The organism is Myceligenerans halotolerans (genome assembly GCF_054782975.1).
Genome location: NZ_BAAGRL010000027.1, coordinates 43,913 through 68,326, shown reverse-complemented (window position 1 = coordinate 68,326; position 24,414 = coordinate 43,913). Strand labels below are relative to the sequence as shown.

The window sequence follows — 24,414 nt, the reverse complement described above, 5'->3', positions numbered from 1 at the left end:
ACCCGCCGCTGTTCGCGGCGGAGTCCGTGAACGGACCGAGCCGGACGGCCCGGCCCCCGCGCCTCAGCGCACCGCCTGGAGCAGGCGCTCGACGCCCGGCCCCGCCGTCGATCCGGGCGCCGCGTCCGGAGTGCGCCGCAGTTCCTCCGGGCGGTACCGGCTGGTCTCGGCGTGCCAGTGGTGGATCGCCGCGACCCAGTTGCGCAGGTCCTCGACGTAGGCGTCCAGGCCACGGCGGGCGGGCTCGTCCAGTCCGAACTCCGCGGCGAGTCCGGGGATCTCGGTGGCGGCGACCAGCTCGAACTGCTCGATGCGGGAGGTCATCAGATCGTTCACCACCGCGACCGCCTCGTCCTTCGAGCAGCCCAGATACTCCTCGACCACGACGACCCCGTTGACGAGCTCGCCCTCGATCTCGATCTCCTTCTGGTAGGAGAAGAGGTCGTTGAGCAGGCAGCAGGCGTCCTGAACGCTGTTCTCCAGCGCCCGGACCGGACGGCTGGCGAACACCTCGTCGGGAACCGTCCGCCCGGTCGTCAGGCGCGCCAGCGCCATCGTCATGTCCGAGCCGAACGTGCCGCGCCGCATCTCGATGTAGTCGACCGGGTCGGGCACGCGGTTCTGAGCGGACTGGTGCAGTTCCCACGTCATGGCCTCGAGCATCGACTCGACAGCGGCGCGGAACTCGGCTCGTCCCCGCTCGTGCAGCCGGGCGGCGGTGCGGCGCCACAGGTCGGCGAGGCCCTTCTCGACCGGGTTCGCGGGCTCGGGAGCCGGGCGGAGATCGGTCGGCATGCACCGCACCAGGCGCGCATTCTGCGCGAGGGCGGCTGCCGGTCCCCGCCCCCTGCCGAAGACCGCCGGATAGTAGTCGTCGATGTAGGTGCCCCAGGTCAGCCAGTCGGCGGAGGTCTCGAGCTCCGCGGGAGTGGCGTCCGGGTCGATCCCGGCCGAGCACAACGCGAAGTCGAACCCCGCGCACTGGCGCGCCGTCCACAGTCCCGAACCGGGCAGCAGCGGGTCGGGCGCGAGAAACCCCATCCTCGCCGCCCACTCGTTGCTGTGGCGCCGCGCCTGCTCCAGGTGCGGGCTGAGCCGCAACGGGAACGGCTGGTACAGCTCGGGAAGCCGCGTCGGGCCCACCGCCCGGAACGGCTCGCGCACATGCTGCCTGAGCACCGAATGAGAGACGCGGGCCGCCGAGGTGCCGATCCCGTTCGGACCGCCCAGGACCCGATCGGCGTCGTCGTTCATGTAGCGGCTGGAGCGCATGTGCCACTCGTGGCCCCCGGCCTGCCAGTCCTGGAGGCCCTTGGCATACGAGGCGATCGCCCACTGCTCGGGGGGCGTGAGCGAACGGTCGGCCACCAGGATCGGGATCTCCGTCAGCGCCGTGTTCTCGAACTGGTGCAGCCGAGAGGTCAGGATGTCGTTGACCAGGTCGGCCGCACGCTGCGGGTCGTAGCCGAGGAACCGCTCGAAGACCAGGACGGCGTTCGCGTTCTCACCCTCCTCGGTCACCTCGCGCTGGTAGGAGAACAGGTCGTTGCGCAGGTGGACCGCATCGGAGAAGGTGTCGCGCAGGACCTGTAGCGGCCGCTCGGCGGCCGTCCTGGCGGGCACCTCGGCACCGACGGCGATCTCGACCAGGCCCGCCGACCAGGGCGCACCACCGACCTTGCGGCGCATCTCGATGTACTCGACCGGGTTCGCCACACGGTCGGTCGCGATGTTCGACAGCTCCCACAGCGACTCCATCAGCAGTCCCGTGGTACTGGCGAGGAACCGCTCCCGCCACTCCATCGACATCGACGGGGCCGTACGCCCCCACAGGTCGGCCAGACCGCGTTCGACAGGGTTCGTCGGCGCCGGCGAGCCGGCGAGGTCGACCGGCATGAACTGCGGGATGCGGTCGAGGTAGGCCTTCGCACCCTCCGCGTCCTGGCTGTACTTGTAGGCGTCCAGGAAGTGGTCGTCGAAGAAGAACACCCACACGTACCAGTCGGTGATCAGGTCGAGCACCTCGGCCGGGCAGTCCGGGTGGGTGTAGGCGCACAGGAGTCCGTAGTCGTGACGGTCGAGCTCGGCCTGGTCCCAGATGACGCCACCGCCCGCGGAAGGAGCGTCGAGCATGCCCATCCCCCTCGCCCAGACGCGAGCGTGCTCGCGAGCGCCCTCCACGTTCGGGTTCAGACGGGCCGGATACGGGAGATAGAACACGGGTAGCTCGAACGGTTTGCTAGACATGCCACTCCATTTCCCGATGGGGAGGAATTTCCCGATAGTGATGGAATGCAACGGACGTCAGCGTAAGGATCGAGCAATGGATCCACAATCACACGGCATGCTTGCTGCAAATCTACGAACCTGGTAGAGCGATCGGGATCTCGGGCCGCGGCGCTGCCGTTCTACGGCACAACTCTTCCGGCCGGTGGTGACCACCGAGCGCTCGGTCGCCGGGTTCAGTCGTCGTTCTGGGTGCCCAGGTGGCGGACCGTGCCGTCCCAGCCCGCGGCGATCGAGTCGACGACGTCGGGCAGTTCGTGCGGGAACACCTCGAGGGGCTGGGCGCGCATCTCGTCGGCCGACAGCCACGCCATGTCGTCCAGCACCTCGCGCTCGACGTCCGTCCACCCGGAGCGGTCCGGCGTGTGCCCGCCGGGCAGATGGGCGAGGTAGAACACCTCGTGCTGCCGGCACGTCTCGGCGAAGAAGTCGAAGATGCCGGTGCGGGTGAGCACGGGACCGACCAGGTCGCCCGGGGACAGCGTCAGCCCCGCCTCCTCGCGAACCTCGCGCAACGCGGCCTCGAGAGCGGTCTCCCCCGCGTCGATGCCGCCGCCGAGCGTGAACCACCACGAGCGCTCCGGCTCGTCCACGTCGTGCCCGCGCACGAGCAGCACACGGCCGGCGTCGTCCAGCAGGACGACGCGGGCCGCGTCACGCTCGCGGATCCCGTCCGGCGCCACGCGCCAGTCCGGTCCCAGCGAGCGCGTGACGCCCTCGGAACTCACCAGCCCCGCTCGGCCGGGCGGACGGGCTGCGGTTCCTCGACGTTGATGGCGTGACCCAAGGCCGAGAAGTCCCCGACCTGAGCCGCGGGCAACGTGGGATGTGCATGCATGCCGGTAACGATAGTCCGGCGCACGACCCTCCGGCGACGCCGTTACCCGGACAGGGCCTGACGCCACGAGGGCCGCCCGACCTCGGCCTCGAAGGCAGGCCGCACATCGACCGTGTCGTAGACGATGTGAAGCTCCTTGATCTTGCCGTCCGGTCCGAGCGTGGCCACGTCGACGACATCGAACGGCGCCGCCGCCCCGGACGGGAGGCGCCAGTCGAGATGGAACCAGAAACTCACCGTCGTCCGGCCGTCCTGGTCCTTGCTGCTCATCACGGACTTCAGGGTCAGGTTCGCCTGGCTTGTGTCCGCGAACAAGGCCACGTAGAAGTCCTGGGCTGACCGGTACGCACATGCCGGCCGGTGCGGCTCGGTTCACTGACGAGGTTTCACTCGTCTGGTCGGGGTGGCGGTGAGGGGATCTTCCGGCCACGGATGGCGGGGGTAGCGGGCTCGCAGGTCGGCTCGGACCTGGGAGTAGCCCTGCTTCCAGAAGGAGGCGAGATCGCTCGTGATCGCGACTGGGCGCTGTGCGGGCGACAACAGGTGCAGAACGACGGGGACACGACCGTCCGCGACGGCTGGAGTGGTGGTCCAGCCGAATACCTCCTGCAGCTTCACGGCGAGGACCGGCGGCTCGACGCCGTCGTACGCGAGTCGCACCTCGGAGCCCGATGGGACGTGGAGCCGTTCCGGTGCGAGTTCGCCGAACCGGGCCGCTGCAGGCCAGGGCAGGAGTCGCCGGAGCGCCGAGGCCACGTCGATGCGGGCGAGATCGCGCGAGCCTCGCACCGAGGCGAGCTCCGTACCCAGCCACTCGTCGAGATCGGCCAGCAGTGCGTCGTCGTCGACCGCAGGCCACGGGGCGCCGAGGTGGGCGTGGCAGAACGCGAGGCGCTCCCGCAAGGCGAGTGCAGCCTCCGACCAGCGCAGTACGGACAGGCCGCTGCGCCGGATGCCGTCGCGGACGGCCGCCTGGACGAGCAGCGGGTCGGGCCTTGCCAGCGGGACGTCGTTGAGCACGATCGCGCCGAGTGCCTCGACGCGCCGCGTCACGATCCGGCCGTCGTCCCAGCGGATCTGGTCGGTGGTCGAGACGAGGTCGCCCGCGATGTCTCGCGCGGTCTGCTCGTCGATCGGTGCCGCGGAACGGATCCTGGCGTCGGCGCGACCGGGTGACCGGTCGGCAACCGCGATCGCCAGCCAGGTCGTGGTCCGCAGCGGCGACTGCGGATCCAGCGCAGCACCCGTGCCACCAGACATCTGGTACGTCGCCGAGTCGGTCCCCCGGGCCCGTGCGATCCGATCCGGATACGCCAGCCCCACCACGATCCCCGCCGCGAGATCGTCCGGCACTCCGCGTGTCGCGCGGCCACGTGGCCCACCCGACGGGTCGCCGGTCGTCGTTCCTCGGCCGAGGCGCTTCGTCTCTTCTCTCCAGCGGGCCGTGGCTCCGCGGTCGTCGCCACGGCGAAGGGCCCGCCAGCGGGCCGGTAGATCGTCGCCGGAGTCGCGGCCGGAGTCGTCCGAGAGCATCGCGACGACCTCGCGTGCCCGGTCGGCGCCGACCCGCGGCGCCCCGTCGAGCAACGCACGAGCCAGCCGGGGATGCGCCCCGATCGCCCTCATCCGCCGGCCGCGCTCGGTGATCCGGCCGCGGTCGTCGATGGCATCGAAGCGGCGCAGCAGTTCGATGGCAGCGTTCATCGCCACCGGTGACGGTGCGTCGAGCAAGGTCAGACCGTCGCCGGCGGGCGCACCCCACGCCGCGAGGTCAAGGGCGAAAGCTGCCAGGTCGGCGATCGCGATCTCCGGCGCCGGATGATCGTCGAGACGCGCGTGGTCGGTGGCGGACCAGCATCGATAGACCCGGCCGGGCGCCTCCCGCCCCGCGCGCCCCGCTCGCTGGTCGGCCGACGATCTCGAGACCCGGCAGGTGACCAGCGCGCCGAGGCCACGGGACTGGTCGGTCCGCGGCTCCCGGGCAAGACCCGAGTCGACCACGACCCTGACCCCGGGCACGGTCAGTGAACTCTCCGCGACCGACGTCGTGACCACGATCCGGCGCGCGGCGGCCGGCGCCAGCGCGCGGTCCTGGTCAGCCCGTGACTGGCGGCCGAACAACGGCAGGACGTTCTGACCGGCCAACCGGCGACCCACACCGTTGATCTCGGCCTCCCCCGGGACGAACACGAGGATGTCGCCGTCGGTCTCGGTCAGTGCACGCCGGACGACGGTCGCGACGTGATCCAGCAGGCGCGGGTCGACCCGCCCGCCGGGAAGCAGCGGCGCGGGGACCGGTGGTGGGGCCCACTCGACCGCCACGTCGAACAGAGCGGCAGAGGCGGTGATCACGGGCGCCGGCTCGTCCGCGCCCAGGGCGCGGCTCAGGCGGACCGTGTCCGCCGTGGCCGAGGTCGCGACGATCGCCAGGTCTTCCCGGAGATTCGCCCGGATGTCGACGCAGAGCGCGAGCAGCAGATCGGCATCGAGGTGCCGCTCGTGGCACTCGTCGATCACGATCGCGGCGACACCCGCCAGCTCCGGGTCCTGCTGCAGACGCCGCACGAGGAGCCCTGTCGTCACCACCTCGACACGAAGTCCCTTGCCGCCGCGGCGTTCACCACGCATCGCGTAGCCGATCCGCTGCCCGAGCGGTTCGCCGACCAGCATCGCCAGCCGAGTCGCGGCCGCGCGGGTGGCCATCCTCCGCGGCTCGGCGACGATGATCGTGCCCCCGAGCGCGTCGGCCAGCGCAAGCGGCAACAGCGAGGTCTTCCCCGATCCAGGCGGCGCGACCAGCACCGCTGCACCACGCGACCGCACGGCGTCGACCGTGGCAGGCAGGACCGCCCGGACAGGCAGATCCGCCCCCGGCACCGACAGTTCAGGCAGCAACACGCTCTGGATGCTAAGGCCCGCCCATCGGGTCGGCCGTCACAGGTCCACGACTCGTCGAAGGCCGGCGTCGACAGCGTCCATCAGGTTGTCGGGAAGCACGAATCCGGTGGCGTCGATGTCGGCGTGATCCACGGTCATCGGCTGGGACACATTGACGACCGAGTCCTTCGGCAGCCCGGACGCCAGGGCCGGCAGGAACACGTTGCCGGGGTGCCGCGCAAGGGCTGTGCTGGAGGTGATCGGCAGAACGACGACGGTCGCGATACGGGACTTGTTGTACTGGTCGGACTGCACGACGACGGCAGGTCGCCGCTTGGCCGGAGCGCTTCCCCGGGGTTCTCCGAAGTCGACCCAGCACACCTCGGCGCGCCGGATCACCACTCGTCCGACGCGTCGACCAGGTGCGCGTTCGCAGCCCGGCGCAGCCCGGCGGAGTCGTCGCCGGGCTGCCCGATGGCGCCGATCGCGTCATCGATCTGCGCGGTCAGGTCCGCACCGGCCAGCTCGTCCGCGTAGTGCTCGGCAGCACGCCGGTAGAACTCGGACCGCGTCATCCCGTGCTTCTGCGCGATGTGATCGAAGCGCTCCGCCGCATTGTCCGGGAGGCTGATCGCTGTCTTCATGAGCCAACGGTATAACTTTTCCTACCGCTCCGCCAGCGAGGCGAGCCTGCGCACCTTCGAAAGCAGAGCTCGCTGCTGAGGGGCGATCAACATCACCGATCGCTCGCCGCAAGACGTCGTGCTCCGACAGATCGAGAGGCCTCGCAGACGCTCACGTCTGCGAGGCCTCTCGATCAGCTCCCGGGCCCCCTACCCAACCAGCCCGGGCAGGGGTAGCGTAGTAACCGGCCTGCGAGACAGGCGAGGGAGCCGAGAGGCTGAGAGGCCAGAAGGTCGAAAGGCCAGCTGGCGACCCCCACGACCTGATCCGGACAATGCCGGCGAAGGGAAATCGCCTCGCAGGTCCTTTCATGCCCTGACGGGCAACCGCGCCGCGGGTCAGCGGCCCGGAGGACCGGGGCGGCTCGGGCAAGAGCGCGAATCAGGTCGCTGCCACTGGCCATCCTCACTCGGCCGCGCTGCACCACCGGCAGCTCTTGATCGCCGTGCACCTATGACACGACGGAGGCTCCGCGGACACGATGTCCGTGGAGCCTCCCCGTCTGCTGCCGAGGCCGTCAGCTGTCCTGGAAGTGTCTGAGCGCGCGGCCGGCCAGCTCGGACGGCCGCGCCGAGACGTCTGTCACCAGCCCCGCTCGGCCAGACGCACGGGCTCCGGCTCCTCCTCGACGTTGATGCCGTGGTTCAAGATTGACGCGCTCCCCGGGCAAACCCCGGATCGACAGGTAACCCAGTCAGAGCTCCCACAACGATGCGATGGGCAGCCCGACGAGATTCTCGCCGAACCGCACCCCCTGATCCGCCGTACCCAGGACGACACCGCCCAGGAACCTGTCGCCCAAACGCTCTGCAAGTCGCTGCAGACCACGGAAGTGCTCGGGCTTGTAGGTCTGCTTCGCTTTCACCTCGAGGCCGAGGACCCGGCCGTCGTCGAGCTCGATGAGGACGTCCACCTCGACGCCCGACGTCTCGCGGTAGTGAAAGACGGAGTACCGGGTGTCGCTCCAGGTCTGCTGCTTGCGCAACTCGGAGACCACCAGCCCCTCGAGCAACGGCCCCAGCAGCTCGCCACCACCGACGAGAGCAGCAGCACGGGCAACCGTGACTCCCGAGAGGTGCATCGCGAGCGCGGAATCGGTGACGAGCCCTTTTGCCTTGCCGGTCTGACGCGTCGTGAGGTTTCCCGTCCACGGGCGGATCCTCTCGACGAGGTACAGCGTCTCGACGAGGTCGAGGTAAGCGGTCACGGTGGTCTCTGGGATGTCGGCATCCCGCGAGAGACGGGCCCGGACCACCTCGCCGGCTTGGTTGGCCGCAACCAGGCGCAGGACAGTCGCCAGGCGGTTGCCGTCGACGAGGCGCCGGACATCACGGGCGTCACGCTGGACGATGCGGTCGATGTACCCGTCGAACCAGGCCGAGCGTAGTCGCGGCGACCGTCGGAAGACCTCCGGATATCCACCCGCTGCAAGCAGATTCGCATAGTCTTCACGCGAGACGGTCGAGCGGACGTCGAACGGATCCACCCCGGCGAGGAAATGGGTCACGAAATCATCGAGTCGACCGTTGATCTCTCCCTGGCTCAAGGTCCGCAGCGGCAGTGTGACGGCTCGGCCCGCGAGGGAGTCCGGCGTCCGTTCGAGCCGCAGCAGGTCGGCCGATCCGGTGAGGAGGAAGCGGCCCGGGATACGGTGCCGGTCGATGGACGCCTTGATCGGCAGCAGCAGTTCGGGAGCGCGCTGGATCTCGTCGATGACCAGCAGCCCGTCCGGGATCTGGTTCACGAAGGCCTCTGGGTCGTTCCGGGCGGCGGCCCGCCGCACGTCGTCGTCCAGGGTGAGGTAGCGGGCCGGGCGCTCCGAGCCCTCGACCAGCATCGTGGCGAGAGTGCTCTTGCCCACCTGTCGCGCACCCTCGACGACGACAGCGGGGAAGGAGTTGACGAGCTCCTTCGCCCACGGGAGAGCATGGCGGGAAAGCATGTCGTTCGTGGTCACAACACCATGACACCTCCCAAGCCGCTGTTCTGCAAGTGCAAACCCGCTGTTCTGCAGGGACGAAGCCGCTGTTCTGCAACACTGATGTCGCTGATTTCGCACGAAGCGGATCGCCGTCAGCTGCGCTCAGCACACGAGCATCTCGCGAGACAGAAGCGGAACACGACCGTGACTCGAAAGACGGCCGACGAGAACGAAAAGGGGCGGCCTCCTGGGGAGAAGGTCAGTAGGCTCGCGACGCGAGTCGCCGACAGCCCCCGAACCAGAGTGACGCGTTCTACTCGAACGCAAGGCTGTACGACCTGATGTTCCCGGGCGGTGGGCCGTCGGTCGACTTCTACCGGGCCGACGCCAACCGGCACGGCGGCAGCGTGCTGGAGCTCGGGTGCGGCACCGGGAACAAGCTCACCCCCATCGCGTCCGGCGGGCAACACTGCGTGGGTCTGGACCTGTCGGCAGACATGCTGGCCGAGGCTCGACGCAAGGCGGACGAGCGCGGTGTCGCGGTGGAGTGGATCCAGGGCGACATGCGGTCCTTCGATCTGGGCCGCACCTTCGACTACGTGTTCATCGCCGCCAACTCTCTGCTGCATCTGCACGAGGCCGAGGACCTGGTGAGCTGCTTCCGGTCGGTTCGCCGACACCTGGCACCTGGAGCGAGGTTCGTCTTCAATGTGTTCAACCCGAGCGTGCGGCTGCTTGCCGAAGCCGACGGGGTACGACGCACCCGGAAGTCGTTGTCGTTCACGGACCCTGACCGGGGCAGCGTCAGCATCGATGTCGCCGAGACCTACGATGCGGCTGCGCAGGTGACACGCGGGACCTGGTACTTCTCGACCGACTCCGAACCCGACTTCGTCGTCTTACCGCTCGAGATCAGGAGCATCTTCCCGCAGGAACTGCCACTGCTCCTCTCCCTCAGCGGCCTTGAGCTTGTCGAACGCTTCGGTGACTGGTCCTGTGGCCCGTTTGCCGTCGACGCGCCCCTTCAGCTCTGCATCTGCGTATGACAAGGAGGGGCCCCGCGGACACGAGGTCCGCGGGGCCTCCCGCTCAGCTTCCGGGCCGGCGGCGTGCCGTCACCGACCCCGCTCCGCCAGCCTGACCGGTTCGGGCGATTCCTCCACGTTGATGCCGTGGCCCAAGATTGACACGCCCCGTCGGCGGGCGGCGCCGGGCTTCGCAGGTGACGTGAGCAGGCTGATCGGCGAAGCCGAAGTTGCGTCCCGGATAGTGGTGTAACGCGGTCGGCGTGATCGTCCAGCAGGACGTGAAGCGGCCACCGCGTGATCCTTCGAGTGAACGTCTCAAGCACTCTCGAACGGAGCATCACGATGACCGCACCTCATATTGTCGACCCTGCCGGCGTTCTGGGCGAGGCCCTGGCCGGGGCGTCTCCGGACCTGATGCGGCACTTGCTGTCGACGATGATCGACGCGGTCTGCGGCGCGGAGTACGGGCGCGCGTCGGCCGAGCGGGTCAACTCCCGCAACGGGTACCGGCACCGGGAGCTGGACACTCGTGTCGGGACGATCGACGTGGCGGTGCCCAAGCTGCGCCAGGGTTCCTACTACCCCGAGTGGCTGATGGACCGGCGCAAGCGCGCCGAGAAGGCCATGATCACGGTCGTGGCGGACTGCTACCTGGCCGGGGTCTCCACCCGGCGGATGGACAAGCTGGTCGGCACGCTCGGGATCACCTCGTTGTCCAAGTCGCAGGTCTCGCGGATGGCCAAGGACCTGGACGAACAGGTCGCTGCGTTCCGCACCCGTCGGCTGGACGAGTCCGGGCCGTTCACGTTCCTGGCGGCGGATGCCCTGTCGATGAAGCTGCGCGAGGACGGACGGGTCACCAGCGCGATGGTGCTGGTGGTCACTGGCGTCAACGCCGACGGGCACCGGGAGGTCCTGGGTCTGCGGGTCGCCACCGCCGAGACGAAGACGGCGTGGAACGCCCTGTTCGCCGACCTGGTCGCCCGCGGCCTTTGCGGGGTCATGCTCGTCACCTCCGACGCGCACCCCGGTCTGGTCGACGCGATCGGCGCGAACCTGCCGGGAGCTGCCTGGCAGCGGTGCCGCACCCACTACGCCAAGAACCTCATGGACACCTGCCCCAAGTCCCAGTGGCCGGCCGTCAAGGCCATGCTCCACTCGGTCTACGACCAGCTCACCCCCACCGAAGTCGAAGCCCAGTACGACCGGCTGCTGGACACCGTGACCGACAAGCTCCCCGAGGTCGCCGCTCACCTGGACGCCGCCCGCGCCGACGTGCTCGCCTTCACCGCCTTCCCGCGCGAGATCTGGCGGCAGATCTGGTCCAACAACCCCAACGAGCGGCTGAACCGCGAGATCCGGCGCCGCACCGACGTCGTGGGCATCTTCCCCGACCGTGACGCCATCATCCGCCTGGTCGGCGCCGTGCTGGCCGAGCAACACGACGAATGGGCAGAAGCGCGCCGCTACCTCGGCCTGGACGTCATCGCCCGCACCCGCGCTCCCCGACCCATGGCCGGCAACCTCACAGGCGACCCGGCCACCGGCCCCACCCCGGAACTGGAGGACGCAGCATGACCTGGAAGGACTACTACGACGAACTCGCCATCCTGAAAGCCGGCGGCTACACCGGCCGGCACGACGAGAACGGGAACTACGCACCCCACCCGCCCGACTTCTACCTGCCCGACGGCACCATCAACCCCGACCGGCAAGGACCCGACCCCGACGAGATCACCACCCACGCCACCCGGATGGCCGACATCGTCGAGCACTGGTACCTAACCGGCGAAACACCCTTCTAAACCAACCCACCCACAAGAATGATCACGAAACGGTTACACCACACCCTGGGACTTGACCGAAGCCGATGTTCCCCGCCCAATCCGCAGGCTCATGCAGATACGGTCTCCCAGAGTGCGCTGATGGGGACCGCCCGGTACTTGTCGCCGAAGGGAAGCGTGTGCGGTCCCGCGTGCAGGACGTAGCCCGCGACCAGATCGTCGCCGACCCGTTCGTGCAGGTGCCGGATGCCGCGGAAATCCTCGGTCGACGGTGTCGCTGACGACTTCACCTCGATCGCGATCACCTCGCCCCGGCGGTTCTCCAGGACGATGTCAACCTCGACCTGGTCCCGTGTCCGGTAGTGAAACAGCTCCGCGCGGGTACGTGACCAGGTGAGCTGGCGGGCGATCTCCATCGCCACGAACCCCTCGAGAAGGCCACCCAGCGGGCTGCCAGGCTTCCGCAGCCGCGAGGCATCCTGGTCGAGCAAGGCCGCCGCGACACCGGAGTCGACGAAGGCAAGCTTCGACTTTGCGATGCTGCGCGTGTTGAGATTCCGAGTCCACGCCGGGATCTGCTTGATCAGAAAGACCTCTTCGAGCAGCGCGAGGTAGCGGCGCACGGTCTGCGCCGACACCTCCAGACCGTTCGCCAAGGACGCCGGAACCACGATCTGGCCAGACCTGGCCGCCAGCAGCCGGACCAGTGCGTGCATCTCCCGACCACGCTCGATGTCCCACACCTGCATGACATCGCGGTTGATCATGTCGGCGACGTACGACTCGAAGTACTGGTCTCGCCGGGTCGGCGCGCGGCGGACCGCGTCGGGAAACCCGCCCCGAACGAGCCGCTCGATGTAGCTGTTGCGGTCCACTGATGACTCATGACGCAACTCAGGACCCAGGTCGAACGCGGCGTCCACGAACCCGTCCGGCGCGCCATCGATCTCCCCCTGGGACAGCGGCCACAGCTCGATCGTCTCCATCCGTCCCACGAGCGTGTCGGGCAGGTCCCGCATCGCCAGCAGGCGCGACGATCCGGTGAGCAGGAACCGCCCGGGATCCGGCTCCTCGTCGACCAGCGCCTTGATGGCGAGAAGGAGCGCCGGGACACGCTGCACCTCGTCGATGATCATCCGCTGGGCAAGCCGAACAAAGCTCCGCGAGTCCTTCGCGGCGAACTCCTGGGTGTCAGCGTCATCCAACGTGTACCAGTCAGCGCCGTGCCCTTTTCCGATCCGTCGCACGAGTGTGCTCTTGCCGCTCTGGCGCGCGCCATTGACTAGGACGACACGCGTGTCCGCAAGCGCATCCCCCACGGGCTCAGCCGCACGGCGGGGCACAAACGTACTGTTCACGGAGCCTCCTCGGGTACTCATGGGAGGATCCTCCCATAGTGACTGCCGTTTTGCCGCCGGGGCGCTGGCTGTTTTGCCGCGCACTCCTTGGTCGTTCTGCCGCCCCATTGCTGGCTGTCTTGCCGCGCTACGGCACTGTCATCAGCCGCCACGGTCCACCGGACCGCCTGGAGCACTTCGCTGGCCGGACTCTGGACTGCCAGCTGGCCCGACAACGAGACCCCCGGCTGGATCATCGAGCACCTCGGTCCGGCAGCTACCTCCCTGCGTGAGGCCGACGCCGACCTGCTCGCCGACGTGGTGACCGCGACAGCCTGGCGTTGGGTACGTGCCGGCATCGAAGCCTGGCTACCCTCCGAGCGAGCGAAGGACCGACGGCCGAGGCTGGCAGAGCTCGGCGACCAGCTGGCCCACCTGCTGTCCGTGGCCGACGGAGTGCTGGGCGAACAGATCCTGACGGATCTCGCCGAGATGCCCGCAACGGTCCTGGAGGCATGCCTCCCGGCTCTGCGGAAGGACACCCTGAGCCGTTCGCCCCTCGCCAAGGCCCTCGCGGCACATGTCCTGCCCCGGGTCGCCGCGATCGCCGAGCGTGCACCACGGGCGAGCGACGACTGGTCGATCGCCTGGACGCCGCGGTGCGCCTGCGGCCTGTGCCAGAGCCTGACCGGCTTCCTCACCGCCCGCGACCGGCAGAACATCGACTGGGCCCGGAAGCAGCGCGAGCGCGACCACCTGGAATCGCAGTTCCGGCGGACGGACTTGCCCGTCCGAGCGATCACGATCCGGACTGGACGCCCCTACACACTCCACCTGGAGAAGACGACCGCTCTCTTCTAGCACGAACGCGCCGCCCAGACACAGGCAACCGCCGACGCGGCCTGGCTACGCGAGACCTACGGCGCCTGACGGTCAGTCAATCCGGTGTAGCTGACGCTCCGGGTCTACGGAACGATGACGCCGATATCGAGGAGTTTCTCGTCGGCCATCCACTTCCAGTAGGTGTCCCGGGTCAGAACCTTGTAACCACGGCCCTCGGTGATCGCCAGGATCATCGCGTCGCCCAGCGAGAGCGTCGCCTCCTGGTCCGAATACTTCGGCTGCGGTCCGGGGTTGTCGTCCGAGACCTCGATCAGCTCGGCAGCCCGTACCAGGTCCTCGTCGGTCGGGTGCAACACGCTGACTCCAAGGGCCAGCAGGGCCTGACGAATCTGTTCGGGCGAGCTCTGGTTCCCCTTCCGGCGGACGACCGCGATGGTCTCCGTCAGCACCGGTCCCGGAAGGTAGCCGTTGACCTCGGGACGTTGGATCGTGCGGTGAATCGCATCCCAGCCACGCTCCTGAAGAATGAGGGTGCAGACAACAGAAGAGTCGAGGCGCAGGTCGATCTCTCGCGGCGGTGTCGGCCGCGGCCCGTCGTTCACAGCGCCAGACCGAGCTGAGCAAGCAGGCCGTTCTCGATCTCCGCCTCGCTACGACTCTCCGCTGCAGCCACGGCCTCCAACCGTTCCTACTGTCAAATCAGCGGTACTTGGCAATGACTGGCTGAGAGAGGCCCCGCGGACACGAAGTCCGCGGAGCCTCTTCAACTCGATCAAGGCAGATCGACGCCCTTGGGGCAGAACCTCACCAGCCCCGCTCCGCCAACCTGACCGGTTCGGGCGATTCTTCGACGTCGATGCCGTGGTTCAAGATTGCGGCGTCGGATGGACGTGGGACCTCTACGATCACAGATTCCGGCCGTGGTTCACCGGAACCCCAGTTCGTCCAGCTCGCTCGACGACTCGGCCGCCGCTTGCCGGCTTCGCGCATCGTCGATTAGGAGCGCCTCGATGAGGTCGGCGGTCCGTGGCGCGTCCGCCCGGCGCAGGGCCGCGATCGTCGACTCGTCGGTCGCACCTTTGAGCCACTCGACACAGACTCGGTGCACGGCCAGCATCTCGATCGGACGGCGGCGGACCAGCCGCATGAGCACCTCGTCGGGGTGCCGCACCTCCAAACCCAGCTCGTTGACGGCCACGACCGGGAAATCCTTCAGATTCGCGGTGCACAGCACCTCCGCGTCACCCGCGACGGCGGCAGCCAGGACGTGACGGTCGTCCTCGTCCGGCAGGGGCAACGCCGCGACCCGGGCTGTGGACGCTTCATTGAGTTCGACGAGCGCGCCGGGGTAGGCACGGTTCATCCCGGCGACCAGCCGCTCACCCTGAGCGGCGGTGAACCCGTCGACCTTGCCGACGAGGTGCCGGGTCATCTCCTCCAGGATCGTGTCACTCCACAGGATCGTGATGAGTTCCCGGTCGGCGGCGTAGAGCAGGTAGTCGCGCAGGACACGGGAGAACAGAACGTTCGCGTCGGACAGGACCACCCGCGGCCGGTCGGGGGCGGTCACTCCGTCAGACCCAGCTCGTTCTGAAGCTCGGCCAGATCGGCCAGCGCCTCGGCCCGCCGGGCACGCTCACGCTCCCGGAACGCCTCGACAGCGGCCAGGGGCAGCCGGTGATGCGAGCCGACCATCCGGAACGGCAGCTCGCCCCGGTCCATAAGCCGCCGCACGTGCGGACGGGACACCCCCAGCAGCTCCGCGGCCCGTGTCGGAGTCACCTCCTCCGGCACCCCGTGGGCCCGCGCGTCGAGAAGGACAGCGACAAGCTCGGCCGTGGACCGGTGGATCGACAGTGACACGTCGTCACCACCCCGTTCGAGGGCATGATGTACAGCGGCGGCATCCCGCGCGAGGAGATCACTCATCCCAGACTCCCATCTGCACTAACTGCAACGCCTCACGATAGGCGCCATCGATCCTTCGCCGCAAGGCGACATACCCGACGAAGGATCAGGTGGCGCTACGCTCCGCCCGAGCCGCCGATCCCGTCGTCGGTTCCTGACCGACGGGAGCTACCACCGTTGGACGGTAGACCATCGCTCGTAGGATCACGGCGTGAACATGGATCAACCTGAGGACCCCGGGCCGCTCTCCCTGTTCGAGCACGCAGTTCACCTCCACGGCGAGAACCCCGACGCGCCGCTGCCACGAGACGGCTACCCGTTCCCGGACGACGCTGTTCACCGCAACCGCCGGATCGATGGTCCGCGTGACCCGCTCATGCGTGGTGCAGCCGCGGCGGACCTGCTCGCCAAAATCCTCGCAGACCCGCACAGCGATCTCGGCCGAGTCGAGGCCGCACTTCACGCCGTGGACATCCCGATCCACTCCAACGAACACATCCGGTCGGTCGCTCTGCGCGCGAACACCGACGTAGTGCGACGGACGGGTCGGTGGCTCGTCGAGCATGGGCGCGACCGCTGCGCAACGACCATCGGCCTGGCGCTCCTCACAGCCCGACCGAGTACCGACGACATCGAGCGCATACGAACCATCGGCCTACTCTCCGATCGATTCGCCCCGCTCGCGGCAGAGGCACTCGCGCGGGTCCGGGATGGTGACGAGAGCCTGGTCTGGCTCGCCCACCGCTCGTCCGGCTGGGGACGGGTGTACTACGTGGAAGGGTTGTGCGCGCGTGCGCACCATCACCGGGACTGGCTGCTTCGCCACGCGTGCGACGGGGACTTTCTCAACGCCTACTTCGCGGGCAAGGTCGCGGTCGCGACGAGCCTGCACGAAGCAATCATCCGGCCAGCAGTCGACGACCAACTGATCGACCACACCGGTCGCCTGCTCAGCGCGATGGCCGGTGCCAGAGGCATGGGCACGGACCTCTCCCAGTACCCGCCATCTCCGGCTGTGCTTGCCGCATACGCCCGACACCTCGCGCTGCAGGAACCCACCGGCGAACGGGCCCGGGTCGCAGTTACCCTCGCCCATGTCGTGCGCTCCCGTGAACCCTCAGACCTCGGATACTCTGCCGACGAGAGGGCCATGGTCCGCGGTTCGCTCGACGAGACGCTCACCCACCCGGCCTGGGCCGCGGCAGCCGCTGCGGAAATGGATCGCACCACGTGGTGGGCCACGTGGGTCCAGGCGAGCGGCGCATTGCCAGCAGCCCGACGAGGAGCCCACACGGAAACACTGAAGACAACGAACTGATCCCGCCAGGACGACCGCCGCCGTGGTCCTTGCGAAGTTCAGTCGCTTGCCAGATCAGGTGAGATGCCATCGTCCAGGATCGACCAGGAACGACGCCCAGCACACAAGCGGCGCCGGGGAGCTACCGCTCCCCGGCGCTCGCTCCGGTCAGACGGCAATCACCAGCCCCGCTCCGCCAGCCTGACCGGTTCGGGCAATTCCTCCACGTTGATGCCGTGGTCCAAGATTGCGATGTCGCACAGCACGGCGAGCGTCACCGACCCTGGCTGCTACTGCCAGCAGGGCAGGTTCAGGAGGTTCGTGGTGGCCAATGGCGGGAGCCCATCGTCCAGGTTCCGCAGTCTCCCGTACAGGTCCCGCATGGCGCTTCTGTCAGGCAGGTGCTCGCCACCTGCGGCGCGCTCGAGCACGGTCAGGGTGTGGATGAGGCGAATGCTGCCCACCGCCTTGCCGGCCGCTTGAAGCCGCTGCAAACGACGGCCTTCGGCTGCGGCGGCACGGCATCCTCCGCCGTCATCGATGAGGACGATGACATGTTCCCCGGCCTCGGCTGCCACAGCGGCGTGCGCGACGACCATGGTCTCGCCGAGATCCTTCCCGGAGCGCACACGCTGATCGAACGGGACCCCGCTGATGCGCTGGACGGCCGCTGCCAACGTTTCGGTCACGTCGTCGGAGAGCACCTCCATGAGGCGCTCGGGGAGCTTCTTCCAAACTCGTTCGGCAGCTGCGAAGCGCTGATCCTGACGCGCCTTGCGGAGGATTTCGCTCTCTACCGCCTCGGGAACGCAGAGCGCCCCCAGAGCGCCGAAAAGCAGCCGTTCCTTGTTGAGCGAGAGGAAGTTGATACCGGGTCCGGCATCCATGATGGGGCGCTGGCTCATTCGTCGGCGCCCTCGATCTTCTCCTCGTCGTCCAGGTCGCTGAGGTCCACGACGATCTGGGGCAGCTCGGACGCCGCCATCCAGGACGGCTCGTGCTCCTTCGGTGCGATACCGGCCTCCGCTAACTCGTGGGCGACCGCTTCGGCGCTGATTCCCCTGAGGGTGGCGACGGCCTGGACCGTCGCGACGCCCTCACTGAAGCCGACGATGGCACGAGTGAGCAGGCGTTGCGGTGCGCGGGTACGGTCGGCGTCGTTCTGGAGCGACTGGTACTGGTCGGTCCAGCCGAAGCGGGTCGCAAGCCGGGGCGTCGAGAACCTCATCCATTCCTGCTTGGTCACGGCGTCGATGTACCCGGAGTCGCAGAGCGCGATCGCTGCGATCGCCGGAGACACGAGGAACCGCTGCACGACGGCAGACAGGTCGGCCTCGGTCAGGCCCACCCGTCGCCCGAGGAACAGTCGGAGCCCTTTGCCCGGCACGAGCAGGTGCCGGGCAAACGCGTCTGCCCTGATCTCCTCGGAGGAACGCTCGCCAAGGGACTCGCCCTCGGTCCAGTCGCCGAAGACCACATGTGCGAGTTCGTGGGCCAAGGTACTGCGCTGCCGCATGGGGTTACGGGTCCGCGCAACGCCGATGAAGGCGACGCCACGCGCGGGATCACGCATCGTCAGACCGTGCTCGTCAGGTCCCGCGTCGAGCACGGCGACATCGCAACCCGTGGCTTGTTCGATGAGCGCGACGAGATCGCCCAACGGCTGCTCCCCCAGGCGATGCTCCTCGCGGAATGCCGCGGCTGCCCTCTCGCCTTCCTGCTCCAGCGTCATGCCCGGCCTCCCCGTGCCGGAAGCTCGGGAATGCCCTGGTCATCGAGGTAGGCGTCCAACTCGATGAAGTGTAGGAGCCGCTGGCGCATCTTTTCCATGCCCGAACCGTTCGTCGCGCGCGCCGCGCACCGCACCCGGTCGGCAACGGCCGTACCCGTCAGCTGCGCCACCGTGCAGCCGACCGCGTCGGCGATCAAGATGATCTCGGTCATCTTCGCCGGGCGCTTGCCAGAGAAGATGCGACTCAGTGTCGCCTGCGAGATGCCCGTGCGATCCTCAAGCGCTCGCTGCGACAGCCCAGCAGCCTCGCGGGCGCTCTCGATGGCCGCGCCTATCCGTGCACCCACCTGAACCACCTCCTGAATCAGGTTTCTCAATGTGATTCAGTCTAGCGGGTGGGACTGACACGCCCCGAAGTTCGAGCTTCCTGCCGTTCGTGGATGCGCCCTCCATCGCGCGCCCGCTGAATCGACACGCGGTCACAACTGCTTCGTCAGGAACAGTGAGTCCCCGTGGACCGCTTCCTGTTCGACGCGATCAGTCGTCTCGAACCCGAGCTTCGCCAGGACGCGCAGCGAGGCGTCGTTCCACGCCCGGACGGTCGCCCACACCCGGCGGTGGCATACTCCTCGGCGGCCTTGAGCTCGTCGAGCGCTTCGGGTGACTGGTCCGGTGGCCCGTTCGCCGTTGACGTGCCCCTTCAGCTCCGCATCTGCGCATAACGACGAGGGCCCCGCGGGCACGAGACCCGCGGAGCCTCTCCCACCGTTCAGGGCAGGTCAGCGCACCAGAGCCAGAACGTCACCAGCCCCGCTCCGCCAGCCTGACCGGTTCGGGCGATTCCTCCACGTTGATGCCGACCATCGCCTCGCCGAGTCCGCGGGAGACCTTGGCGAGCACGTCGGCGTCGTCGTAGAACGTCGTGGCCTGCACGATCGCCTTGGCGCGCGTGACCGGGTCGCCGGACTTGAAGATGCCCGACCCCACGAACACGCCCTCCGCGCCGAGCTGCATCATCATCGCGGCGTCGGCCGGAGTGGCGATGCCGCCCGCGGTGAACAGCACGACGGGCAGCTTGCCCTCCCGCGCCACCTCCGCGACCAGCTCGTACGGGGCCTGGAGCTCCTTGGCGGCGACGAACAGCTCGTCCTCGGGCAGCGAGGAGAGCTTGCGGATCTGCTGGCGGATCTGCCGCATGTGCGTGGTCGCGTTCGACACGTCGCCCGTGCCGGCCTCGCCCTTGGAGCGGATCATCGCCGCGCCCTCGGTGATGCGGCGCAGTGCCTCGCCCAGGTTGGTCGCACCGCACACGAAGGGCACGGTGAAGCCCCACTTGTCGATGTGGTTGGTGTAGTCCGCGGGGGTGAGCACCTCGGACTCGTCGATGTAGTCGACGCCGAGGGCCTGCAGCACCTGCGCCTCCACGAAGTGCCCGATGCGCGCCTTCGCCATCACCGGGATGGAGACGGCCTCGATGATGCCGTCGATCATGTCCGGGTCGCTCATACGGCTCACGCCGCCCTGCGCCCGGATGTCCGCCGGGACCCGCTCCAGGGCCATCACGGCCACCGCGCCGGCGTCCTCGGCGATCTTCGCCTGCTCGGGCGTGACGACGTCCATGATCACGCCGCCCTTGAGCATCTCGGCCATGCCGCGCTTCACGCGCGCGGTGCCGACAGTTCCAGCACTGCCCACGCCAGCGCCCGTCGTCGTCTCGTCAGCCACCACTACCTCGCTCGTTCCGATCCGTTCCGGACGCCGGTCCGGCGCCCCTCACAAGCGATCCTACGCGCCGGGTCCGGCACTCCGGTCCAGCCCTTCCGGCATCCGGTCGTCCAGTTCCACGGTGTGCGGCATCGGCGCACGTCCGGGCAGGTGCGCGGCACGCACGTACCAGCGCCGGCGCACCTGCCGGGCCTGGGAGACCGCCTCGTTGTGGAACCTGCGCGCGAGCGTCGCCCGGTACCAGGCCGCGGCCAGGGCACCGGCCTGCTCCGCGGCCGGTCCGTGGCGCAGCCGCGCGATCTCGTCCGGATCGCCCAGCGCCTCGCGCAGTGCCGCGCTCAGGTTGCTCTCGGCGTCCTCGCGCGCCGTCGGCAGGCCGTCGATCGCGAGCACGTGCTCACCGGTCTCGGGATCGGCGGTGTCCAGCACCACGTAGGCGGCGTCGACCACGACCAGGGCCGACGCCGGGTCCATCCCGCCCGAGGACGCCAGGTCGACCGCCGCCCACGCCCGGCGTACGAGCTGCGCGTCCAGCGCGGCCCGGGACCCCGCGACCTTGCGGTGCAGCCCGTCCAGGCGCGAGGCCACCTGCCATGCCGCCCACACCACCACGAGGGCGGCCACCAGGGACCAGAACGCGATCTCCGACCAGCTCATCGCCATCCCCTGCGAGCCCGGCCGAGCACGCCGCGCACGCCGTCGCTCAGCCCCGGGAGGGGACCACCGGCTCCGAGCGCGTCGCCGGCCGACAGGACCGTCTCGTACACGGCCAGCACCTGCCCCGTGACCACCGACCAGTCGTACTGCCGCACCACGTCCCGCGCACGGTCCCGGTACCGCTCGCACCGTTCCGGGTCGCCCGCCAGCGCGAGCACCTCGGCCGCGAGCGCCTCCGGGTCGCCGGTGTCGAAGAGGGCACCCGCCGTGCCGTCGTCCAGGACGCGCCGGAAGGCCCCGAGTCCGCTGGCGACGACGACGGTTCCGGCGCTCATCGCCTCGACGAGCACGATGCCGAACGACTCGCCGCCGGTCTGGGGCGCGACGTACAGGTCGGCGGACGCGAGCAGGGCCGCCTTGTCCTCGTCGGTCACGCGCCCGAGCAGTTCGACGGCGTCGGCGCGTTCCCCGAGGACGGCACGGACGCGCTCCGGCACGTCCGTGCCGCTGCCGGCCACGAGGAAGCGGGTGCGCGGCATCCGGTCGAGGATCGTGGTGGCGGCGGCGAGGAGGACGTCGAGGCCCTTGCGTGGTTCGTCGAGCCGGCCGAGGAACGCGATGGTCGGCGCGCCGGGCGCGCCCCGCCACTCCGGGCGCGCGGGCGCGTCCGCGAAGTCCTGCGTGTACACGCCGTTGGGGATGACGACGGCGTCGCCGCCGAGGTGGTCGACGACGGTGCGGCGGGCGTCCTCGGAGACGGCGATGCGCGCGGCGATCTTCTCGACGAAGGGGCCGACGAGCGGGAAGGCGGCCCGCAGCGCGCGCGAGCGCGGCATCGACGTGTGGCACGTGGCCACGACGGGCACCTCGGCGTACCGGAGCGCGAGCAGGGCGACCGACGGCGTCATCGGCTCGTGCAGGTGGACGACGTCGAACCGGCCGTCGGCGAGCCAGCGGCGGACCCGGCGGGCCGTGACGGGCCCGAAGGTGAGGCGGGCGACGGACCCGTTGTAGCGGATGGGGACGGCGCGGCCCGCCGGTACGACGAACTCCGGCACCGGGGTGTCGTCGGACGCCGGGGCGAGGACCGACACGTCGTGCCCGGCGGCGCGCAGCGCCCGGGCGAGGTCGCGCACGTGGAACTGCACGCCGCCGGGGGCGTCGAACGAGTAGGGGCACACGATGCCGATGCGGAGCACGCGTGCCTGGCCGGCACGGACCCTGCGCCGGCGTGCCGGACTGGTGGAGGGCGTGCGACGCCGGTCAGGCACGCGGGCTCCGGCCGTCGAGGTCCTCGGTGAAGACCCGTTGCAGCATGTGCCAGTCGGCCGTGTGCTCGGCGATGGAGCGTCCGAGCGCGTCGGCCCAGCCCTGGGTGAGGCGCCGCACGCGTTCCGCGCGCGGCAGGGTGTGCTCGGGGACGACGACGGGCTCGTGGAACGTGATGACGACGCCCCACGGGCTGCCCGCGGCACGACGGCGGGCGCCGTGGAGACGTTCGTAGTGGATGCCGGCGGGGACGAGCGGCACGTCGGCGTCCAGCGCGAGGGCGGCCGGCCCGGCGGCGACCCGTGCCGGGTGCCCGAGCAGGTCGACCTCGACGCCGCGGGACGTGAGGTCACGGTCGGCCAGCAGCGGCACGAGGCGGTCACCCTCCTTGGCGCCGGCGACGAGCGCCTGGAAGACGCCCTCGTCCCCGAGGCCGAGGGCGGTGATACCGATCGAGCGGCGGAACTCGACGAACAGGTCGAACAGTTCTGCGGGCCGTAGCTTCTCCGCGACGGTCAGGACCGGCGCGATGTGCAGGGTGCCCCACGTCCCGGCGAGGTCCCAGTTGCCCTGGTGGCCGACCGCGAGGGCCGCGGCGCCGCGCCTCTCGGGCGGGGTGCCCGGCCCGTCGAGGTCGAGGAACGGGCGCAGGTTCTCCTCGTAGCCTCGCGCGCGGACGCGGGCGTCGATCTGCTCCCGGCTCAGCGCGTGCAGCGTGAACGCCTCGCGGAAGTACCGCATGTAGGAACGCATCCCGGCGCGGGACAGGCGGCGGATGCCGGCGACATCGAGGTCGGGCCGCACGCGCCCGTAGTTGGCCTCGAGGCGCCGCACGCCCTTGGTGCGGCGCAGCCAGGTGACGTCGGCGATCACGGTGAACAGGCCGCGCAGCAGCGGTTCGGGCACTCTCGGGGCGAGTTTCCAGGCGAGCACGTAGGCGCGCGTGGCCAGGTCGGGCCCGGGCTGTGCGTCGTCCGCGGAGAAGGCGTTCACCGGGGGACCCTCACGAGTTGCCGGTGGACGGTGGTCATGCGCTGCCCGACGGTGACGGCGCTCGCGACCGCGAGCACCGTGAGGGCGGTAGTGGCGGCCACCATCGGCAGTCCGGCGTCGGTGAACGCGAGGGGTGCGAGTCCGATCACGAGGCGGTCGGTGCGCTCGGCGATGCCGTTCTTCGCCGTCGCACCGACCGCTTCCGCCCGGGCCCGCGCGTACGGGACGACGCCGCCGAGCGCCAGGCAGGCCAGGGCCGCCACGGCGCCCCAGGTCGCGTACGGCACGCCGGGGTGCAGCACGAAGTAGAGGGTGATGCCCGCGAACACGGCGCCGTCGGACACGCGGTCCAGGGTGGAGTCCAGGAAGGCTCCCCACCGGCTGGCGTGGCCGGACAGTCGCGCGAGCACGCCGTCCAGCGAGTCCAGGAGGGCGAAGAACCCGATCAGGAGCCCGCCGAGCAGCAGGTGTCCCGACGGCAGCAGCGTGAGCGCGAGCGCCGTGACGACGGCGGTGCCAGCGATCGTCACGGCGTCGGGTGTGACGCCGAGGCGCAGCAGCAGGCGGGCCACCGGCGTGAGCACGGTGGTCATCAGGCGGCGAAGCCGACCGAGCATCTCTGCCTCCGATCGCTGCGATGCCCCTCTGCTGCTCAAGTATGCCGGGGCTCGGCCCTCGGACCGGGTCCTGGCCATGCGTCGGCGAGTCGGCGCCTGGTATCGGCGAGCAGTTCGGGCAGCGACTTCGTCTGCGCGACGACGGGCAGGAAGTTCGAGTCGCCGGGCCAGCGGGGCACCACGTGCTGGTGCAGGTGCGCGGCGATGCCCGCGCCGGCCACCTCACCCTGGTTGAGACCCAGGTTGAACCCTGCCGGGGCGTAGGCGGCCCGCGCGGTGCGCATCGCCGCCTGTGTCATGGCTGCCAGCTCGACGGTCTCGGCGTCGTCGAGGTCGGTGTAGTCCGAGACATGCCGGTAGGGCAGCACCATCATGTGGCCGGAGTTGTACGGGTAGAGGTTGAGCACCACGTAGCACCGCTCCCCGCGGGCGACGACGAGGCCCTGCTCGTCGTCGCCCTGCGGGATGCGGCAGAACGGGCACCGATGCTCCGAGCCGTCGGCGGGCTTGCCCTGCCCGCCCACGTAGATCATGCGGTGCGGGTTCCACAGACGCTGGTAGTGGTCGTCAGGCGGACCGAAGGCGCCGGCCTCGTCGGTACCGGTCACGTCCATGCTC

At 69.5% G+C, this 24,414-nt stretch carries 26 protein-coding genes; 5 read left to right on the top strand and 21 right to left on the bottom strand.

What is annotated here, in order from left to right:
• Window positions 1–63 precede the first annotated feature (63 nt).
• The 7 genes from ACYVK5_RS18245 to ACYVK5_RS18215 all read right to left on the bottom strand — a co-directional run bounded on the left by ACYVK5_RS18245 (window position 64) and on the right by ACYVK5_RS18215 (window position 8,642).
• Window positions 64–2,247: a terpene synthase family protein gene (locus ACYVK5_RS18245; RefSeq protein ID WP_460707378.1), complete on the bottom strand. Its 2,184-nt coding sequence runs from the start codon at window positions 2,245–2,247 to the stop codon at window positions 64–66.
• A gap of 215 nt (window positions 2,248–2,462) precedes the next feature.
• Entirely contained in the window at window positions 2,463–3,014 is a 552-nt protein-coding gene (locus tag ACYVK5_RS18240; RefSeq protein ID WP_460707377.1) for an NUDIX hydrolase, read from the bottom strand.
• Window positions 3,015–3,166: 152 nt separating this feature from the next.
• Complete coding sequence (locus ACYVK5_RS18235) at window positions 3,167–3,445, bottom strand: hypothetical protein (RefSeq protein WP_460707376.1); 279 nt, start codon at window positions 3,443–3,445, stop codon at window positions 3,167–3,169.
• Window positions 3,446–3,496: 51 nt separating this feature from the next.
• Complete coding sequence (gene hrpB, locus ACYVK5_RS18230; protein ID WP_460707375.1) at window positions 3,497–6,022, bottom strand: ATP-dependent helicase HrpB; 2,526 nt, start codon at window positions 6,020–6,022, stop codon at window positions 3,497–3,499.
• Window positions 6,023–6,058: 36 nt separating this feature from the next.
• Window positions 6,059–6,400 (bottom strand): type II toxin-antitoxin system PemK/MazF family toxin, encoded by a 342-nt coding sequence (locus tag ACYVK5_RS18225; protein WP_460707374.1) that lies wholly within the window; start codon window positions 6,398–6,400, stop codon window positions 6,059–6,061.
• Window positions 6,397–6,645 (bottom strand): ribbon-helix-helix domain-containing protein, encoded by a 249-nt coding sequence (locus ACYVK5_RS18220; RefSeq protein ID WP_460707373.1) that lies wholly within the window; start codon window positions 6,643–6,645, stop codon window positions 6,397–6,399. The genes ACYVK5_RS18225 and ACYVK5_RS18220 overlap by 4 nt, the downstream gene beginning before the upstream one ends.
• 734 nt (window positions 6,646–7,379) lie before the next feature.
• Window positions 7,380–8,642: an ATP-binding protein gene (locus ACYVK5_RS18215; protein ID WP_460707372.1), complete on the bottom strand. Its 1,263-nt coding sequence runs from the start codon at window positions 8,640–8,642 to the stop codon at window positions 7,380–7,382.
• Window positions 8,643–8,947: 305 nt separating this feature from the next.
• Here ACYVK5_RS18215 and ACYVK5_RS18210 point away from each other — a divergent pair, with 305 nt between their 5' ends.
• The 3 genes from ACYVK5_RS18210 to ACYVK5_RS18200 all read left to right on the top strand — a co-directional run bounded on the left by ACYVK5_RS18210 (window position 8,948) and on the right by ACYVK5_RS18200 (window position 11,439).
• Window positions 8,948–9,652 (top strand): class I SAM-dependent methyltransferase, encoded by a 705-nt coding sequence (locus ACYVK5_RS18210; RefSeq protein WP_460707371.1) that lies wholly within the window; start codon window positions 8,948–8,950, stop codon window positions 9,650–9,652.
• A 324-nt stretch (window positions 9,653–9,976) separates the two neighbouring features.
• Window positions 9,977–11,212, top strand: coding sequence for an IS256 family transposase (locus ACYVK5_RS18205; RefSeq protein ID WP_460707370.1), 1,236 nt, complete (start codon window positions 9,977–9,979; stop codon window positions 11,210–11,212).
• Complete coding sequence (locus ACYVK5_RS18200) at window positions 11,209–11,439, top strand: hypothetical protein (RefSeq protein WP_460707369.1); 231 nt, start codon at window positions 11,209–11,211, stop codon at window positions 11,437–11,439. Before ACYVK5_RS18205 ends, ACYVK5_RS18200 begins: the two co-directional genes overlap by 4 nt.
• Window positions 11,440–11,528: 89 nt before the next feature.
• Here the strand turns inward: ACYVK5_RS18200 and ACYVK5_RS18195 are convergent, their stop codons facing one another.
• A complete protein-coding gene (locus tag ACYVK5_RS18195; RefSeq protein WP_460707368.1) occupies window positions 11,529–12,884 on the bottom strand; it encodes an ATP-binding protein in 1,356 nt (451 codons plus the stop codon).
• Window positions 12,885–13,073: 189 nt separating this feature from the next.
• On the opposite strand from ACYVK5_RS18195, the gene ACYVK5_RS18190 reads away from it, so the two are divergent.
• Window positions 13,074–13,616 (top strand): hypothetical protein, encoded by a 543-nt coding sequence (locus ACYVK5_RS18190; protein ID WP_460707367.1) that lies wholly within the window; start codon window positions 13,074–13,076, stop codon window positions 13,614–13,616.
• A gap of 104 nt (window positions 13,617–13,720) precedes the next feature.
• Here the strand turns inward: ACYVK5_RS18190 and ACYVK5_RS18185 are convergent, their stop codons facing one another.
• The 3 genes from ACYVK5_RS18185 to ACYVK5_RS18175 form a co-directional block, all read right to left on the bottom strand.
• The gene (locus ACYVK5_RS18185; RefSeq protein ID WP_460707366.1) at window positions 13,721–14,200 is read right to left on the bottom strand and encodes a PIN domain-containing protein; all 480 of its coding nucleotides are present in this window, start codon (window positions 14,198–14,200) and stop codon (window positions 13,721–13,723) included.
• Between the two features lie 323 nt (window positions 14,201–14,523).
• The gene (locus tag ACYVK5_RS18180; RefSeq protein WP_460707365.1) at window positions 14,524–15,168 is read right to left on the bottom strand and encodes a PIN domain-containing protein; all 645 of its coding nucleotides are present in this window, start codon (window positions 15,166–15,168) and stop codon (window positions 14,524–14,526) included.
• Window positions 15,165–15,527 (bottom strand): excisionase family DNA-binding protein, encoded by a 363-nt coding sequence (locus tag ACYVK5_RS18175; RefSeq protein ID WP_460707364.1) that lies wholly within the window; start codon window positions 15,525–15,527, stop codon window positions 15,165–15,167. Before ACYVK5_RS18175 ends, ACYVK5_RS18180 begins: the two co-directional genes overlap by 4 nt.
• A gap of 355 nt (window positions 15,528–15,882) precedes the next feature.
• Here ACYVK5_RS18175 and ACYVK5_RS18170 point away from each other — a divergent pair, with 355 nt between their 5' ends.
• Window positions 15,883–16,824 (top strand): hypothetical protein, encoded by a 942-nt coding sequence (locus tag ACYVK5_RS18170; protein ID WP_460707363.1) that lies wholly within the window; start codon window positions 15,883–15,885, stop codon window positions 16,822–16,824.
• Window positions 16,825–17,093: 269 nt separating this feature from the next.
• Here the strand turns inward: ACYVK5_RS18170 and ACYVK5_RS18165 are convergent, their stop codons facing one another.
• From ACYVK5_RS18165 to ACYVK5_RS18120, 10 genes are all read right to left on the bottom strand, one after another.
• On the bottom strand, window positions 17,094–17,708 hold the full coding sequence (locus ACYVK5_RS18165; RefSeq protein ID WP_460707362.1) for a PIN domain-containing protein: 615 nt from the start codon (window positions 17,706–17,708) through the stop codon (window positions 17,094–17,096).
• Complete coding sequence (locus ACYVK5_RS18160; protein ID WP_460707361.1) at window positions 17,705–18,535, bottom strand: ImmA/IrrE family metallo-endopeptidase; 831 nt, start codon at window positions 18,533–18,535, stop codon at window positions 17,705–17,707. The genes ACYVK5_RS18165 and ACYVK5_RS18160 overlap by 4 nt, the downstream gene beginning before the upstream one ends.
• Entirely contained in the window at window positions 18,532–18,912 is a 381-nt protein-coding gene (locus tag ACYVK5_RS18155; protein WP_460707360.1) for a helix-turn-helix domain-containing protein, read from the bottom strand. The genes ACYVK5_RS18160 and ACYVK5_RS18155 overlap by 4 nt, the downstream gene beginning before the upstream one ends.
• A 102-nt stretch (window positions 18,913–19,014) precedes the next feature.
• Window positions 19,015–19,146 carry a hypothetical protein gene (locus tag ACYVK5_RS18150; RefSeq protein ID WP_460707359.1) on the bottom strand — a complete coding sequence of 44 codons (132 nt, stop codon included), beginning with the start codon at window positions 19,144–19,146 and terminating at the stop codon, window positions 19,015–19,017.
• Window positions 19,147–19,336: 190 nt separating this feature from the next.
• A complete protein-coding gene (gene pdxS, locus ACYVK5_RS18145) occupies window positions 19,337–20,260 on the bottom strand; it encodes a pyridoxal 5'-phosphate synthase lyase subunit PdxS (RefSeq protein ID WP_460707358.1) in 924 nt (307 codons plus the stop codon).
• A 60-nt stretch (window positions 20,261–20,320) separates the two neighbouring features.
• Window positions 20,321–20,917 carry a hypothetical protein gene (locus ACYVK5_RS18140; protein ID WP_460707357.1) on the bottom strand — a complete coding sequence of 199 codons (597 nt, stop codon included), beginning with the start codon at window positions 20,915–20,917 and terminating at the stop codon, window positions 20,321–20,323.
• On the bottom strand, window positions 20,914–22,116 hold the full coding sequence (locus ACYVK5_RS18135) for a glycosyltransferase family 4 protein (protein WP_460707403.1): 1,203 nt from the start codon (window positions 22,114–22,116) through the stop codon (window positions 20,914–20,916). The genes ACYVK5_RS18140 and ACYVK5_RS18135 overlap by 4 nt, the downstream gene beginning before the upstream one ends.
• Before the next feature lie 64 nt (window positions 22,117–22,180).
• Window positions 22,181–23,179 carry a phosphatidylinositol mannoside acyltransferase gene (locus ACYVK5_RS18130; RefSeq protein WP_460707356.1) on the bottom strand — a complete coding sequence of 333 codons (999 nt, stop codon included), beginning with the start codon at window positions 23,177–23,179 and terminating at the stop codon, window positions 22,181–22,183.
• The gene (pgsA, locus tag ACYVK5_RS18125; RefSeq protein WP_460707355.1) at window positions 23,176–23,796 is read right to left on the bottom strand and encodes a phosphatidylinositol phosphate synthase; all 621 of its coding nucleotides are present in this window, start codon (window positions 23,794–23,796) and stop codon (window positions 23,176–23,178) included. The genes ACYVK5_RS18130 and pgsA overlap by 4 nt, the downstream gene beginning before the upstream one ends.
• Before the next feature lie 35 nt (window positions 23,797–23,831).
• Window positions 23,832–24,410: an HIT family protein gene (locus tag ACYVK5_RS18120; protein ID WP_460707354.1), complete on the bottom strand. Its 579-nt coding sequence runs from the start codon at window positions 24,408–24,410 to the stop codon at window positions 23,832–23,834.
• Window positions 24,411–24,414: the final 4 nt, after the last annotated feature.

Bases quoted from the DNA above. Each gene is read 5' to 3' on its own strand.
- ACYVK5_RS18245 (WP_460707378.1), bottom strand. From the start codon at position 2,247: ATGTCTAGCAAACCGTTCGAGCTACCCGTGTTCTATCTCCCGTATCCG.
- ACYVK5_RS18220 (WP_460707373.1), bottom strand. From the start codon at position 6,645: ATGAAGACAGCGATCAGCCTCCCGGACAATGCGGCGGAGCGCTTCGAT.
- ACYVK5_RS18210 (WP_460707371.1), top strand. From the start codon at position 8,948: ATGTTCCCGGGCGGTGGGCCGTCGGTCGACTTCTACCGGGCCGACGCC.
- ACYVK5_RS18205 (WP_460707370.1), top strand. From the start codon at position 9,977: ATGACCGCACCTCATATTGTCGACCCTGCCGGCGTTCTGGGCGAGGCC.
- ACYVK5_RS18200 (WP_460707369.1), top strand. From the start codon at position 11,209: ATGACCTGGAAGGACTACTACGACGAACTCGCCATCCTGAAAGCCGGC.
- ACYVK5_RS18195 (WP_460707368.1), bottom strand. From the start codon at position 12,884: ATGGGGCGGCAGAACGACCAAGGAGTGCGCGGCAAAACAGCCAGCGCC.
- ACYVK5_RS18175 (WP_460707364.1), bottom strand. From the start codon at position 15,527: ATGAGTGATCTCCTCGCGCGGGATGCCGCCGCTGTACATCATGCCCTC.
- ACYVK5_RS18170 (WP_460707363.1), top strand. From the start codon at position 15,883: ATGCGTGGTGCAGCCGCGGCGGACCTGCTCGCCAAAATCCTCGCAGAC.
- ACYVK5_RS18165 (WP_460707362.1), bottom strand. From the start codon at position 17,708: ATGAGCCAGCGCCCCATCATGGATGCCGGACCCGGTATCAACTTCCTC.
- ACYVK5_RS18160 (WP_460707361.1), bottom strand. From the start codon at position 18,535: ATGACGCTGGAGCAGGAAGGCGAGAGGGCAGCCGCGGCATTCCGCGAG.
- ACYVK5_RS18140 (WP_460707357.1), bottom strand. From the start codon at position 20,917: ATGAGCTGGTCGGAGATCGCGTTCTGGTCCCTGGTGGCCGCCCTCGTG.
- pgsA (WP_460707355.1), bottom strand. From the start codon at position 23,796: ATGCTCGGTCGGCTTCGCCGCCTGATGACCACCGTGCTCACGCCGGTG.
- ACYVK5_RS18120 (WP_460707354.1), bottom strand. From the start codon at position 24,410: ATGGACGTGACCGGTACCGACGAGGCCGGCGCCTTCGGTCCGCCTGAC.